The sequence below is a fragment of the Paraburkholderia sp. FW306-2-2C-D06C genome, from assembly GCF_058781505.1.
In genome coordinates, this window is sequence record NZ_JBYSWU010000013.1 from 35,969 (window position 1) to 49,414 (window position 13,446).

Below are 13,446 nucleotides of genomic sequence, written 5' to 3' on the forward strand. Positions count from 1 at the left end.
CCAATAACAAACGCCGTCGAGATTTTTCGGCGGCGCAACGGAGACGGCGCTCGAATACGCATGAACTAAGGTGCGTGAGCGCGCATATCTGGAGGCTCGCATGTCCCCACATGATTTCCAACGCCTGATTGCGGGCGTGACAGAGCAACTCGCCGGCCGGCCGCTCGACAGTGCGCTGGCCACATGGCTGAACGACACCTATCCGGCCGACGGCGCAACCTTCCGCGAACTTGCGGAGGCCTGCCGCACGGGCGTCGCTGAAGGCTGGCTGTGCAATCGCGAAGGCGGCGGCATCCGCTATGGCCGTATCTTCAAGGCGCTGCCAGACACCCACGGCTTTTCCGTCGACGTGGTCGACATGAAGGATATTGCCGGTCCGCATCACGTTCATCCGCACGGCGAGATCGATCTGATCATGCCGCTCACCGAAGGCGCCACCTTCGACGGCCATCCGGCGGGCTGGTGCGTGTACGGCCCCGGCAGCGCGCATCGTCCGACCGTCGCGAACGGTCAGGCGCTGGTGCTGTATCTGCTGCCGCAAGGCGCGATCGAATTCACTTCTGCCTGACTACCGCGAGATCTGCGCCATGACCGAATTATTGAAGAACTACGTTGCCGGCCAATGGGTCGCGGGCGGCGGCGACGGCGTCACGCTCACCGATCCGGTGACCGGCGAAGAACTCGTGCGTGTCTCGAGCCAGGGCCTCGACCTCGCACAAGCATTCGATTTCGCCCGCGAAACAGGGGGCGCCGCGCTGCGTGCGTTGACCTACTCCGCACGCGCCGCCCGCCTCGCCGACATCGTCAAGCTGCTGCAAACGAAGCGCGACGGCTACTACGAGATCGCTACCGCCAACTCCGGCACCACGCGCAACGATTCGGCGGTCGATATCGACGGCGGAATTTTTACGCTGTCGTACTACGCGAAACTCGGCGCGTCGCTCGGCGACGCGCACGCACTGCGCGACGGCAACGCCGTCTCGTTGAGCAAGGATCAAACTTTTAGCGTGCAACACGTGCTCACGCCGACGCGCGGCGTGGCGCTCTTTATCAACGCCTTCAATTTCCCGTCGTGGGGCTTGTGGGAGAAAGCGGCGCCTGCGTTGCTGTCCGGCGTGCCGGTCATCATCAAGCCCGCCACGGCAACCGCGTGGCTCACCCAGCGCATGGTCGCCGACGTGGTCGACGCGGGCATTCTGCCGGCCGGCGCGTTGTCGGTGATCTGCGGCAGTTCGGCGGGTCTGCTCGATCAGGTGCGGGCATTCGATGTGGTGTCCTTCACCGGTTCCGCCGAAACCGCTGCGGCGCTGCGCGCCCATCCGGCATGCGTGCAGCGCGGCGCGCGTCTGAATGTCGAAGCGGACAGTCTGAACAGCGCGATTCTCTGCGCCGATGCAACGCCCGATACGCCGGCGTTCGAGCTCTTCATCAACGAAGTGGTACGCGAAATGACCGTCAAGTCCGGTCAGAAATGCACGGCGATCCGGCGCGCGTTCGTACCGGAAGCCGCGCTCGAAGCGGTGCTCGATGCGCTCAAAGCGAAACTCGCGAAGATCACGGTCGGCAATCCGCGCAACGACGCCGTGCGGATGGGCTCGCTCGTGAGCCGGGCGCAATACGAGAACGTGCTGGCCGGCATCGCCGCACTGCGCGAGGAAGCCGTGCTCGCCTATGACGGCTCGGCTGTACCGCCCATCGATGCGGACGCAACGATTGCGGCTTGCGTCGCGCCACATCTGTTCGTCGTCCACGATCCGGACAGTGCGACGCTGCTGCACGACGTCGAGGTGTTCGGACCGGTGGCGACCGTCGCGCCCTACCGAGTCGCAAGCACCGACGCAAACACCGACGCAAACGTGCTGCCCGAAGCCCACGCCGTCGCACTCGCGCGACGCGGCCAAGGTTCGCTCGTCGCCTCGATCTATTCGAACGACGATGCGCATCTCGGCCGGCTCGCACTGGAACTCGCCGACTCGCACGGTCGCGTGCACGCAATCTCGCCAGCCGTCCAGCAGAGCCAGACCGGCCACGGCAACGTGATGCCGATGTCGCTGCATGGCGGCCCGGGGCGCGCGGGCGGCGGCGAAGAACTGGGCGGGATTCGCGCATTGGGTTTCTATCACCGGCGCTCGGCAGTTCAGGCATCGAGCGCGGCAATCGACGCCCTGACGCAAACGACGAATTTGCCCACGGTGTAACAGCACCAGGTGCACACAGGCGGCAAGCAAGCATCGAGCGGATCATGAGCACATAACAGCCGGACCGCCCTCACCCGATGGAGGAGACATATGGAAGCCCTGCTGGAACCCGCTGCGAGTCAGCCCGCCGCGACGGTCGAGCCACCGCCCGCGCAATTCAATTTCGCGGCCTATCTGTTTCACCTGAATGAAACGCGCGCGGCCAAGACGGCTTATATCGACGACGCCGGCGTCATCACTTACGGCGAACTCGAAGACCGCGCCCGGCGCTTCGCGAGTGCGCTGCGCACGCTCGGCGTGCATCCGGAAGAACGCGTGCTGCTCGTGATGCTCGATACCGTCGAGTTGCCGATCGCCTTTCTCGGTGCGCTCCATGCAGGCGTCGTGCCGGTGGTGGCGAACACGCTGCTCACCGCCGCGGATTACGTCTACATGCTCACGCATAGCCACGCGCGCGCCGTGATTGCATCCGGCGCGCTGCTGCCGAACGTCACCCAGGCGCTGGCTTCCGCCGAACATGACGGCTGCCAGTTGATCGTCTCGCAGCCGCCGGAAGACCAACCTGTTGCGGCGCCGCTGCTGAAAGATCTGCTCGACGCCGCCACGCCCGCCGCCAAACCGGCCGCGAGCGGTGCCGACGACATCGCGTTCTGGCTGTATTCGTCGGGCTCGACCGGCAAGCCGAAGGGCACGGTCCACACCCACGCGAATCTGTACTGGACCGCCGAGTTGTATGCGAAGCCGATTCTCGGCATCGTGGAAAGCGACGTGGTGTTTTCCGCGGCCAAGCTGTTCTTTGCCTATGGTCTCGGCAACGGCCTGACGTTCCCGCTGTCGGTCGGCGCAACCGCGGTGCTGATGGCGGAGCGCCCCACCGCCGACGCCATTTTTACGCGCCTCGTCAAGCATCGGCCGACCGTGTTCTATGGCGTGCCGACCCTGTACGCGAGCATGCTGGTGTCGCCCAATCTGCCCGCGCGCGCCGATGTCGCAATGCGCGTGTGCACGTCGGCAGGCGAAGCGTTGCCGCGTGAAATCGGCGAGCGCTTTACCGCGCACTTCGGCTGCGAAATTCTCGACGGCATCGGCTCCACCGAGATGCTGCATATCTTCCTGTCGAATCGCGCGGGCGCTGTCGAATATGGCACCACGGGACGGCCCGTGCCCGGCTATGAAGTCGAACTGCGCGACGAAGCGGGCCACCTCGTGCCCGATGGCGAAGTCGGCGATCTGTATATCAAGGGGCCAAGCGCCGCGCTGATGTACTGGAGCAATCGCGAGAAGTCGCGCGCCACCTTTCTCGGCGAATGGATTCGCAGCGGCGACAAGTATTGCCGCCTCGCGAACGGCTGCTATGTGTACGCGGGCCGCAGCGACGACATGCTGAAGGTCAGCGGTCAGTATGTGTCGCCGGTCGAAGTGGAGATGCTGCTGGTGCAGCACGACGCGGTGCTGGAAGCGGCAGTGGTCGGCGTGGATCATGGCGGGCTCGTCAAGACGCGTGCGTTCGTCGTGTTGAAGCGCGAATTCGCGCCGTCTGAGATACTCGCGGACGAGTTGAAAGCCTTCGTCAAGGAACGGCTCGCGCCGCATAAGTACCCGCGCGATATCGTGTTCGTCGACGACTTGCCCAAGACCGCCACCGGCAAGATTCAACGCTTCAAACTGCGCGAACAGTCATAAGGTGATCCATGCAGAACCCCGCAACCGCAACCACGGATAGCGACTTCGCCGAACTTCCCGCTACGGCGGCACATGGGCCGTTGAGTATCGAATATTGCTGGGTGAATGAGGCAGCCGGCGAGACGCCCGGCGATGCGCCGATCGCCGTGTTCCTGCACGAAGGACTCGGTTCGATTGCGATGTGGCGCGACTGGCCGCAGCGATTGTGCGAGCGGCTCGGCATGCGTGGACTGGTGTATTCGCGTCCCGGCTATGGACGCTCGACGGCGCGTGCGCATCAGGTGAAGTGGCCCGTCGACTTCATGACGGCGCAAGCGCGCGATATCCTGCCCGCTTTGCTCGATGCGCTCGCTTTCGACATGCAGGAGCGCAAGCGCATGTGGGTGATCGGCCATAGCGACGGCGGCTCGATCGCGCTACTGTATGCGGCGCTGTTTCCAGATGCATTGGCGGGCGCGGTGGCTATTGCGCCGCACGTATTCGTCGAAGACATTTCTGTGGAGAGCATCGCGCAAACCAGGCAGTTGTACGAGACCACCGGTCTGCGCAGCAAACTCAGCCGCTATCACGCCGACGTCGACTCCGCGTTCTATGGCTGGAACGATATCTGGTTGAATCCGGCCTTCAGGGCGTGGACCATCGCCGGGGAACTGGTGGGTATCCGCAAGCCCTTGCTCGCGGTACAAGGCCATGACGACAACTACGGCACGATGGCGCAGATCGATACGATCGCCGAGCGCGCGCCCCATGCTGAACTGGTCAAACTCGATGCTTGCGGACACTCGCCGCATCGCGACGCGCCAGACGCGTTGAATGAGGCGATAGCGGCGTTCGTTGCGAAACAGCGTTAGCTGAAACCCGTTCGTTTGAACCGTTATGCAACTGCGCCACCCGCGCCGTTTTTTTTATGCGGCACAAATTAACAAGTGTGCTTCGTACAAGAGATATTATTGGGCAAGCATTCAAAACACTTGTAGACTTCCGCGCAACCTCGCTGATTTCCTTAATCGCCAGAAACATTAAAACAACAAATCCGCTTAATGACCCAACATCGGACCCAACATCGGACCGCGTATTGGACCGCGCATCGGACCGCGCATCGGATTTCACATCGATTCAATGCCAATGAAGCTGTCCGGTTTCGTGATTCCGCTCAGCCGCACGCTTCATTGAGCGCATTCATCCCGCTGCGTCAAACAGCTCGTCTGCTCAATTCACCATTTCCATTCCAGATTCACCGCTCGCTTTTCCCGCTTTCTGTTGCACGCATGCTCCGGGCCGGCCGCGCGAAGCGGATGATCCAGCCGGCCCTTTCTCTTTTCTCCTTTGTATTCTTTCACCTGACAGATTATTGATATGGGCCAGATCATCGTTGTTCTTTTCTTTGCATTCGTTATTGGCGCCGCAGCGGTATTCGCGTCGAAATCGCTACGTAAGGATCACCAGCCACAAATGCGCTACGGCGTGATTGCATTCGTCTTGGTCACGGCTGCCGGGCTTCTGTTTTCGTGCTTTACCCAGGTTTCGCAATCGCGCATCGGCGTGGTGACCACATTCGGACATATCGAATCCGAAACACTATCCGAAGGCCCGCATCTGGTCAGTCCGGTTTCGCGCGTGCATGAAGTGTTCATCGGGCTGGATGTCGCCAAGGTGGAAGGCGCTCAGGCCGAGCGCGAACTTGCGCGCGTGAAGTTCGAAGCGGACCAGCAGATCGCCAAAGCGCGCGGCGAAGCGGAATCGATCGCGATTCAGGCGCAGGCCGTCAAGACCAACGGTGGTCAGGAATATCTGCAGTTGCAGGCGATCAACCGCTGGGACGGCAAGCTGCCGACCTACATGGGTGCCGGCGCGCCGCTGCCGTTTCTGAGCATCGAGAAGTAAAACGCCGCGTTGCCGCTGCCCGACCCATGGGCAGCGGCACCTCCTCACCGCACCTTCACAAAAGTTACACGGGTCAGCGATTATTCTTCCGATCGCTGACCTGGGCACCTGCATGCCCTCGCGCACCGTCCCCCGTGCCGGAGACATTCCATGTCCGTCGTGTCGAAGCCTGTTGCTGCATCACGTCGCAAACGTTTGGCAGGAGCGCTGATTGCCGCGTCCTTCTGCGCGCTGATCAGCGCATGCAGCAACGACGACGACAAGGCGCCCGGCACCAGCACCGTTCATTCCAGCAGCACCGCCGATCAGAACAGCAACACCGCGCAGGTCTTGTCGGCGAACCCGTCTTCCGCCTCACCCGTATCACCCGCTCTCACGATTCAAACCCCCGCGCGGCTTGCAGCAGGCGCCGACACCGCTCTGCCGGCCGCCGCGTCGGCGCCACTCGCCACACCCGTCATTCACACCGTAGATTGAGTTCCGTGACCCTCGCGACGCGCGGCTCACGCCAAGGCTGCGCGTTTCGTTCCTCTCCAGTGAAGATCGAAAGCCAAAACCATGACCTTAAAAAATCGCCGTGATTTTCTGCGCTCCGCCGCGCATGCCGCCGGTTCCGTCACCGCGTTGAGCATGCTGCCGCCGGGCATCCGCAACGCTCTCGCGATCCCCGCCAACAACCAGACCGGCAGCATTCGCGACGTCGAACACATCGTCGTGCTGATGCAGGAAAACCGCTCGTTCGACCACTACTTCGGCACGCTCAAGGGCGTGCGCGGTTTCGGCGATACGCGCGCGATCAAGCTGCCCAACGGCAAGCCCGTGTGGTATCAGCCGCTCGCCGCCGATCTCGGCTATGTGCTGCCGTTCCGTCCGAGCGCGCCGAACCTCGGCCTGCAATTCCTGCAAGACCTCGCGCACGACTGGAACAGCACGCACGCCGCATGGAACGGCGGCCGCTACGATCAATGGGTGCCCGCCAAGAGCGCCACGACGATGGCCTACCTCACGCGCGACGACATCCCGTTTCACTATCAACTCGCCGACGCCTTCACGATTTGCGACGCCTACCACTGTTCGCTGATGGGCCCGACCGATCCGAACCGCTACTACATGTGGAGCGGCTGGGTCGGCAACGACGGCAACGGCGGCGGTCCGGTGATCGACAACTCCGAACTCGGCTACGGCTGGTCGACCTATCCGGAAGTGCTGCAAAACGCAGGCATTTCGTGGAAGATCTACCAGGACGCCGGCACCGGTCTCGACGCGAACGGCTCGTGGGGCTGGACGCAAAATGCGTACATCGGCAACTACGGCGACAACTCGCTGCTCTACTTCAACCAGTACCGCAACGCGCAGCCGGGCAATCCGCTGTACGACAACGCGCGCACCGGCACCAACGCGGCGAAGGGCGACGGCTACTTCGACATTCTCAAGCGCGACGTGCAGAACAACGCGCTGCCGCAAGTCTCGTGGATCGTCGCGCCGGAAGCGTATTCCGAGCATCCGAACTGGCCCGCCAACTACGGCGCGTGGTACATCGACCAGGTCTTGCAGGTTCTCACCTCCAATCCCGAGGTGTGGAGCAAGACGGTGTTGCTGATCAACTACGACGAGAACGACGGCTTCTTCGATCACATGGCGCCGCCGTTCGCACCGGCGTCGAGTGCGAACGGTTTGTCGACGGTCGATACCAGCAATGAAATCTATCCGGGCGACTCGAAGACGGTCGCCGGCCCGTACGGTCTCGGCCCGCGCGTGCCGATGCTGGTCGTCTCGCCGTGGTCGAAAGGCGGCTACGTGTGTTCGGAAGTGTTCGACCATACGTCGGTGATCCGCTTCATCGAAAAGCGCTTCGGCCAGCAGCACAATCTCGGCGAATCGAACATCACCCCGTGGCGCCGCGCGGTGTGCGGCGACCTGATGTCGGCGTTCAACTTCAGCAACCCGAACGATGCCTTCCCGACGCTGCCGAGCACGAGCGCTTATGTGCCGCCCGATCAGAATCGCCACCCTGACTATATTCCGCTCCCGCCGGCCGTCCAGGCTGTGCCCAGGCAGGAACCCGGCGTGCGCCCGGCTCGCGCGCTGCCGTACGAACTGTTCGTGCGGGTACACGGCGAGGGCGCGGCCGGCAAGCTGGCGATGCGTTTCGTCAACACGGGCCGCGCCGGCGCAGTGTTTCTCGTTTATACGGCGTATAGCCTCGACGCGCCGCGCACCTATACGGTCGAAGCGGGCAAACGCCTTCAGGACCAGTTGCCGCTGAATCCCGACGGCTCGTACGATTTCACCGTGCACGGCCCGAACGGTTTTCTGCGGCGCTTCTCGGGCACGCCGATTGCCAGAAGCTGGTGGAACGGGGGCGATATCGCACGGCCTGAAGTCGCCGAAGGTTACGACGTCGCGAACGGGAATCTGCAACTACGTCTGGAGAATGTGGGCAGCGCGCGTTGCCAGTTCACCATCGTCAACGCGTATGACCCGAACAACGTGATCAGGCATTCGGTGCGCGGCGGCGATACCGAACAGCTGTACCTCGATCTGCGCAACGCGCATGGCTGGTATGACCTGGCGATCACAGTCGATACCGATCCCACCTTCGCACGACGCCTTGCCGGACACGTGGAAACCGGCAATAGCAGCATGAGCGATCCGGCGCTGGGCGCTTGAGCTTCAGTTAAACGTCTTGCCGGAAACAACGGCCGCTGCGATAAAACGCAGCGGCCGTTTTTTCGCTCGTCATGCGCTTCCGGGCATCCGCCTCAAGCCGCGATACGGCGTCACGCACGGCGGATAGCGATCCAGTTGCGCCTGCATCAAATGATGCGGCCGTCCATACGCAAAATAGCCGACAGTGCGGGACCGGCGGCAGCCGGTCCTTTATCCTGCACGCTTGTTCCGGGCGGCGCGACTGGCGCGCCACCGAAGCAGCAATCCGACGAGAGCCGCGAACGCGGCGGTCGCTGCATAGCCGGCGAACCGGATGGCGTGTTCGCTGGGCAGGCGGGAGATCAGTACGACGATAACGGCTAGCGCAAGCAGCGCTAGAAATCCGATCATCAATTTCATCGCCGCCTCCACCCCGAATGTTTTGAAGTACTACCCCGCACCGCCGTAAAAAACGGCACAACCACGACAGGCACCCCTAGCATACCTGTGGGCGACGCACGCGGTGCAGTCGGGGAAACCAGACACAGAACCTCCGGGCTCAAGCGCTTAACCGCGCGCTCAACCGCGCCCACTCCCTCTCGCCTGCGCCAACATAAACTCGATAAACGTCGAAGCGGCCCGGGTGTGATGCCGATTCGGCATATACAGCATGTACATGTGCGTCCCAAAGATACTGAGCCGCCACTCATCGAGCGCAGTCACCACGTCGCCGCGGCGAAGATCCTCCTGCACCACATAATCAGGCACGAGCCCCACACCAAGACCCGCCAGCACAGCCTGACGCAAAAACAAAAAGTTCTCGGAAATGATCGTCGGCTCCAGCAGCACTTCATGCCGCTCGTCGCGCAGATAGGCTGCAACGCGCAGCTGTTTGCCGACCACTGCCGCGGTGATCAGCGGCGCGGTCCGCAGATCGTCGAGCTTCTCCGGCATGCCGTGGCTCTCGGCAAAAACCGGCGAAACGCAAGCAACATATCTCACCGGCCCCATATCGCGCGCGACCAGATTCTGCGGCGGCTCCGACATTACCCGCACCGCGATATCAACCTCATCGCGCATCAAATCTTCGACGCGATTCTCGAACATCACGTCCAGCACGATGCCCGGATAGAGACGCTTGAACGCAATCAGCCAGTCCGCCATCACCAGTTGCCCGTAACCGCTCGGCACGCTCAACCGCACCCGCCCCTGCAAGCTTTGCCCAAGCGTCGTGACCGACTCGTGCGCGGCGAGCAGCGCGTTCTGAATCGTGCGGCCGTGTTCGTACAGTTGCAGACCGATTTCGGTCGGCTCGACCCGGCGGGTAGTGCGCCTCACCAGTTGCAAGCCGATTGAGCGCTCGAGCTGGTTCAGGTGATAGCTCACGTTCGCGCGGCTCATCTTCAGCCGCCGCGCGGCTTCGCTGAGGTTGCCCGCGTCGAGGATATCCACCAGCAAGGTCAACGAATTGACGTCCATGGCGACACCTTTGTCAAAATAATTTTGACAGTCTGTCAACCGTCCATGTAATTGTCAACAAACCTTGTCCAACCGACAATCGGGACATTCGGAGAGTTCGCCAGACCGGCATGCCTCGATAACAGTCAGGAGACAAGACCATGACCCTCAACCCTTCGGCCGACGTCGTGACGCGCGAATTGCGCGGCAAAGTGCTGCTGGTGACGATCGACCACGCGCCCGTCAACGCGCTCTCCGCCGATGTGCGGCGCGGCCTGCTCGCCGCGATCGAGACCGCGGACGCCGAGCCGGCCGTCGAGGCGGTGCTGATCGTCGGCGCCGGCCGCAACTTCATCGCCGGCGCGGATATTCGCGAGTTCGGCAAACCGCCGGTTCCGCCTTCGCTGCCGGACCTGTGCAACCGCATCGAAGCGTGCGCCAAGCCGGTCGTGGCGGCGATTCACGGCGCCGCGCTCGGCGGCGGCCTGGAAGTGGCGCTGGCGGCACATTATCGGCTGGCCGTCGACGGTGCGAAGCTCGGTTTGCCGGAAGTGCAACTCGGTCTGCTGCCCGGCGCGGGCGGTACGCAGCGCACGCCGCGTCTGGTGGGCGCGCAGGCCGCGCTGGATCTGATCCTGAGCGGCCGCCATGTCAGTGCGAAGGAGGCGCACGCGCTGGGTCTCGTCGACCGGCTCGGCAGCAGCGGCGACATTCTTGCCGAAGCCCTCGCCTACACGCACGAACTGCTGGCCGCGCACGCGCCGGTGCGCTGCACGCGCGACGCCGGCGCGCTGAGCGATCGCGCCGCGAACCTTGCCGCGGTCGCTGCGGCGCGTGCGGAAACGGCGAAGAAATCGCGCGGCCTGTTCTCGCCGATGAAAATCGTCGAGGCGGTGGAAGCCGCCATCGAACAGCCGTTCGAAGACGGCCTGCGACTCGAGCGCAGGCTCTTTCTGCAATGTCTCGACAGCCCGCAGCGCGCGGGGCTGATCCACGCGTTCTTTGCCGAACGCGAGGTGCTCAAGGCGCCGGAAACACGCGACGCGAAACCGCGCGCGCTCGGCAAGATCGGCGTGGTCGGCGGCGGCACGATGGGCGCGGGCATCGCGGTCGCGGTGCTCGACGCGGGGCTGCCGGTGACGATGATCGAACGCGACGAAGCATCGCTCGCGCGCGGCCGTGCGCACATCGAAAAGGTCTACGACGGCCTGATCGCCAAAGGCCGCATGAGCACCGCCGCGAAAACGGACGTGATGACGCGCTGGAGCGGCAGCACTTCGTACGACGCGCTCGCCGACGCCGATCTGGTGATCGAAGCGGTATTCGAAGACATGCCGGTCAAGCAAGCGGTGTTCGCCGAACTCGACCGCGTCTGCAAAGCGGGCACGGTACTCGCGACCAACACCTCGTATCTCGACATCGACGCGCTCGCGGCCAGCGTGGCGCGCCCGGCCGACGTGATCGGCCTGCACTTCTTCTCCCCCGCCAACGTCATGAAGCTGCTGGAAGTGGTGGTGCCGAAGCAGGTCAGCGCGGACGTGGTCGCCACCGCGTTCGAACTCGCGAAGAAGCTGAAGAAGACGCCGGTGCGCGCGGGCGTGTGCGACGGGTTCATCGGCAATCGCGTGCTCGCCGTGTATCGCGCCGCTGCCGATGCAATGATGGAAGACGGCGCATCGCCCTATCAGATCGATGCAGCCGTGCGTGCGTTCGGCTTCCCGATGGGTCCGTTCCAGGTGGTCGATCTGGCGGGCGGCGACATCGGCTGGGCCGCGCGCAAGCGGCGCGCCGCCACGCGTAATCCGCAAGCTCGCTACGTGCAGATCGCCGACCGTCTTTGCGAACGCGGCTGGTTCGGCCAGAAGACGGGACACGGTTTTTATCTGTATCCCGAAGGATCCCGCAGCGGCACACCCGACCCCGAAGTCGAAGCGATCATCGACACCGAGCGCAAACGCGCCGGCATCACACCGCGCACCTTCACCGACGAAGAAATCATCCGCCGCAATATGGCCGCGATGATCAACGAAGGCGCCAACGTCGTACGTGAAGGCATCGCGCTACGGCCGCTCGATGTCGACGTCGCCTTCCTGTACGGTTACGGCTTTCCGCGTTATCGCGGCGGTCCGATGAAATATGCGGACATGGCCGGTCTGCCGACGATCCTTGCCGATATCCGTGAGTTCGCCAAGGAAGACCCGCTGTTCTGGCAGCCGTCGCCGTTGCTGGTGGAACTGGTCGAACGCGGCGCCGATTTCGCGAGCCTCAATCAGACGGTTTGAAACGGCGCGTCTAACAGCACATCGACAGGCGGCGACGCGCTCGCCGCCTGTCTGCCCAATATCTACGGAAGAACCCGCTATGGATCTGAACTTCAAGCCTGAAGAAGAAGCCTTCCGCGCCGAAGTACTCGGTTTTCTGCGTGACAAGCTCCCGCAGCGTCTCGCCGACAAGGTGCACGGCGGCCGGCGCCTGACGCGCGCCGACATGGCCGAGTGGCACGCGGTCCTCAACGCCCAAGGCTGGCTCGCCAATCATTGGCCGAAGGAGTATGGCGGTCCCGGCTGGAGCGCGGTGCAAAAATTCATCTTCGAGAACGAATGTGCATTGGCGGGTGCGCCGCGCGTCGTGCCGTTCGGCGTCAACATGCTCGGTCCGGTGCTGATCAAATACGGCAACGAAGCGCAAAAGCGCCACTGGCTGCCGCGCATTCTCGACGGCTCCGACTGGTGGTGCCAGGGCTACTCGGAACCCGGCGCGGGCTCCGACCTGGCTTCGGTTAAAACCACTGCCGTGCGCGGCGCCGATGCGCACGGCGAGCACTACATCGTCAACGGCCAGAAAACGTGGACCACGCTCGGCCACTACGCGAACATGATCTTCTGCCTCGTGCGCACCGCCACCGACGTGCGCAAGCAGGAAGGCATCAGCTTCCTGCTGATCGACATGAATACGCCCGGCGTCGAAGTACGGCCGATCATCACGCTCGATGGCGAGCATGAAGTCAACGAAGTGTTTTTTACCGATGTGCGCGTGCCGGCTGAGAACCTCGTCGGCGAAGAGAACAAGGGCTGGACCTACGCCAAATACCTGCTCACGTATGAGCGCACCAATATCGCGGGCGTCGGCTTCTCGGTCGCCGCGCTCAATCGGCTGCGCAAGATCGCCGCGAAACAGCAGCGCAATGGCCGGCCGCTCGCGGAAGATCCGCAGTTTGCGGCTCGCATGGCGCGCGTCGAGATCGACCTGGAGAACATGAAGACCACCAACCTGCGCGTGATCGCCGCGGTGGCCGGCGGCGGCGTGCCGGGCGCGGAGAGTTCGATGCTGAAGATTCGCGGCACCGAGATCCGCCAGGAAATCTCGTCGCTCACGCGGCGCGCGATGGGACCCTACGCGCAACCCTTCATCGAGGAGGCATTGCACGACGGATATGAAGGCACGCCTGTCGGCCCGGACGAAGCCGCAAGCGCCGCTTCCTTGTATTTCAACAATCGCAAGCTGTCGATCTTCGGCGGCTCGAACGAAATCCAGAAGAACATCATTTCCAAAATGATCCTGGGACTGTAAGAGG

Annotated in this window: 12 protein-coding genes; 10 read left to right on the top strand and 2 right to left on the bottom strand. The window is 63.2% G+C overall.

Annotated features, from left to right (window positions below; all coding sequences use genetic code 11):
• Positions 1 to 100 precede the first annotated feature (100 nt).
• From AC3WLT_RS12310 to AC3WLT_RS12345, 8 genes are all read left to right on the top strand, one after another.
• On the top strand, positions 101 to 568 hold the full coding sequence (locus tag AC3WLT_RS12310; RefSeq protein WP_492592030.1) for a DUF4863 family protein: 468 nt from the start codon (positions 101 to 103) through the stop codon (positions 566 to 568).
• A 19-nt stretch (positions 569 to 587) separates the two neighbouring features.
• Positions 588 to 2,198 carry a 3,4-dehydroadipyl-CoA semialdehyde dehydrogenase gene (locus AC3WLT_RS12315; protein WP_492592031.1) on the top strand — a complete coding sequence of 537 codons (1,611 nt, stop codon included), beginning with the start codon at positions 588 to 590 and terminating at the stop codon, positions 2,196 to 2,198.
• A 90-nt stretch (positions 2,199 to 2,288) separates the two neighbouring features.
• Positions 2,289 to 3,881, top strand: a complete 1,593-nt coding sequence (locus tag AC3WLT_RS12320) for a benzoate-CoA ligase family protein (protein WP_492592032.1) — start codon at positions 2,289 to 2,291, stop codon at positions 3,879 to 3,881.
• A gap of 8 nt (positions 3,882 to 3,889) precedes the next feature.
• A complete protein-coding gene (locus tag AC3WLT_RS12325) occupies positions 3,890 to 4,732 on the top strand; it encodes an alpha/beta fold hydrolase (protein WP_492592033.1) in 843 nt (280 codons plus the stop codon).
• A gap of 318 nt (positions 4,733 to 5,050) precedes the next feature.
• Positions 5,051 to 5,236: a hypothetical protein gene (locus AC3WLT_RS12330; RefSeq protein ID WP_492592034.1), complete on the top strand. Its 186-nt coding sequence runs from the start codon at positions 5,051 to 5,053 to the stop codon at positions 5,234 to 5,236.
• 1 nt (position 5,237) lies between these two features.
• Positions 5,238 to 5,765, top strand: coding sequence for a hypothetical protein (locus AC3WLT_RS12335; RefSeq protein ID WP_492592035.1), 528 nt, complete (start codon positions 5,238 to 5,240; stop codon positions 5,763 to 5,765).
• Between the two features lie 150 nt (positions 5,766 to 5,915).
• Positions 5,916 to 6,242: a hypothetical protein gene (locus AC3WLT_RS12340; RefSeq protein ID WP_492592036.1), complete on the top strand. Its 327-nt coding sequence runs from the start codon at positions 5,916 to 5,918 to the stop codon at positions 6,240 to 6,242.
• An 81-nt stretch (positions 6,243 to 6,323) separates the two neighbouring features.
• A complete protein-coding gene (locus AC3WLT_RS12345; RefSeq protein WP_492592037.1) occupies positions 6,324 to 8,435 on the top strand; it encodes a phosphocholine-specific phospholipase C in 2,112 nt (703 codons plus the stop codon).
• Between the two features lie 210 nt (positions 8,436 to 8,645).
• Here AC3WLT_RS12345 and AC3WLT_RS12350 read toward each other — a convergent pair whose 3' ends face one another.
• Together AC3WLT_RS12350 and AC3WLT_RS12355 are read right to left on the bottom strand one after the other, a co-directional pair.
• Complete coding sequence (locus AC3WLT_RS12350; protein WP_492592038.1) at positions 8,646 to 8,834, bottom strand: hypothetical protein; 189 nt, start codon at positions 8,832 to 8,834, stop codon at positions 8,646 to 8,648.
• 159 nt (positions 8,835 to 8,993) lie between these two features.
• Positions 8,994 to 9,893, bottom strand: a complete 900-nt coding sequence (locus tag AC3WLT_RS12355) for a LysR family transcriptional regulator (RefSeq protein WP_492592039.1) — start codon at positions 9,891 to 9,893, stop codon at positions 8,994 to 8,996.
• Positions 9,894 to 10,033: 140 nt separating this feature from the next.
• On the opposite strand from AC3WLT_RS12355, the gene AC3WLT_RS12360 reads away from it, so the two are divergent.
• On the top strand, positions 10,034 to 12,154 hold the full coding sequence (locus AC3WLT_RS12360; RefSeq protein WP_492592040.1) for a 3-hydroxyacyl-CoA dehydrogenase NAD-binding domain-containing protein: 2,121 nt from the start codon (positions 10,034 to 10,036) through the stop codon (positions 12,152 to 12,154).
• 79 nt (positions 12,155 to 12,233) lie between these two features.
• Positions 12,234 to 13,442 carry an acyl-CoA dehydrogenase family protein gene (locus tag AC3WLT_RS12365; protein ID WP_492592041.1) on the top strand — a complete coding sequence of 403 codons (1,209 nt, stop codon included), beginning with the start codon at positions 12,234 to 12,236 and terminating at the stop codon, positions 13,440 to 13,442.
• The last annotated feature ends 4 nt before the right edge of the window (positions 13,443 to 13,446 follow it).

Coding starts and splice junctions, on each gene's coding strand:
- AC3WLT_RS12355 (WP_492592039.1), bottom strand. CDS start 9,893: ATGGACGTCAATTCGTTGACCTTGCTGGTGGATATCCTCGACGCGGGC.
- AC3WLT_RS12360 (WP_492592040.1), top strand. CDS start 10,034: ATGACCCTCAACCCTTCGGCCGACGTCGTGACGCGCGAATTGCGCGGC.
- AC3WLT_RS12345 (WP_492592037.1), top strand. CDS start 6,324: ATGACCTTAAAAAATCGCCGTGATTTTCTGCGCTCCGCCGCGCATGCC.
- AC3WLT_RS12315 (WP_492592031.1), top strand. CDS start 588: ATGACCGAATTATTGAAGAACTACGTTGCCGGCCAATGGGTCGCGGGC.
- AC3WLT_RS12335 (WP_492592035.1), top strand. CDS start 5,238: ATGGGCCAGATCATCGTTGTTCTTTTCTTTGCATTCGTTATTGGCGCC.
- AC3WLT_RS12310 (WP_492592030.1), top strand. CDS start 101: ATGTCCCCACATGATTTCCAACGCCTGATTGCGGGCGTGACAGAGCAA.
- AC3WLT_RS12350 (WP_492592038.1), bottom strand. CDS start 8,834: ATGAAATTGATGATCGGATTTCTAGCGCTGCTTGCGCTAGCCGTTATC.
- AC3WLT_RS12340 (WP_492592036.1), top strand. CDS start 5,916: ATGTCCGTCGTGTCGAAGCCTGTTGCTGCATCACGTCGCAAACGTTTG.
- AC3WLT_RS12320 (WP_492592032.1), top strand. CDS start 2,289: ATGGAAGCCCTGCTGGAACCCGCTGCGAGTCAGCCCGCCGCGACGGTC.
- AC3WLT_RS12365 (WP_492592041.1), top strand. CDS start 12,234: ATGGATCTGAACTTCAAGCCTGAAGAAGAAGCCTTCCGCGCCGAAGTA.
- AC3WLT_RS12325 (WP_492592033.1), top strand. CDS start 3,890: ATGCAGAACCCCGCAACCGCAACCACGGATAGCGACTTCGCCGAACTT.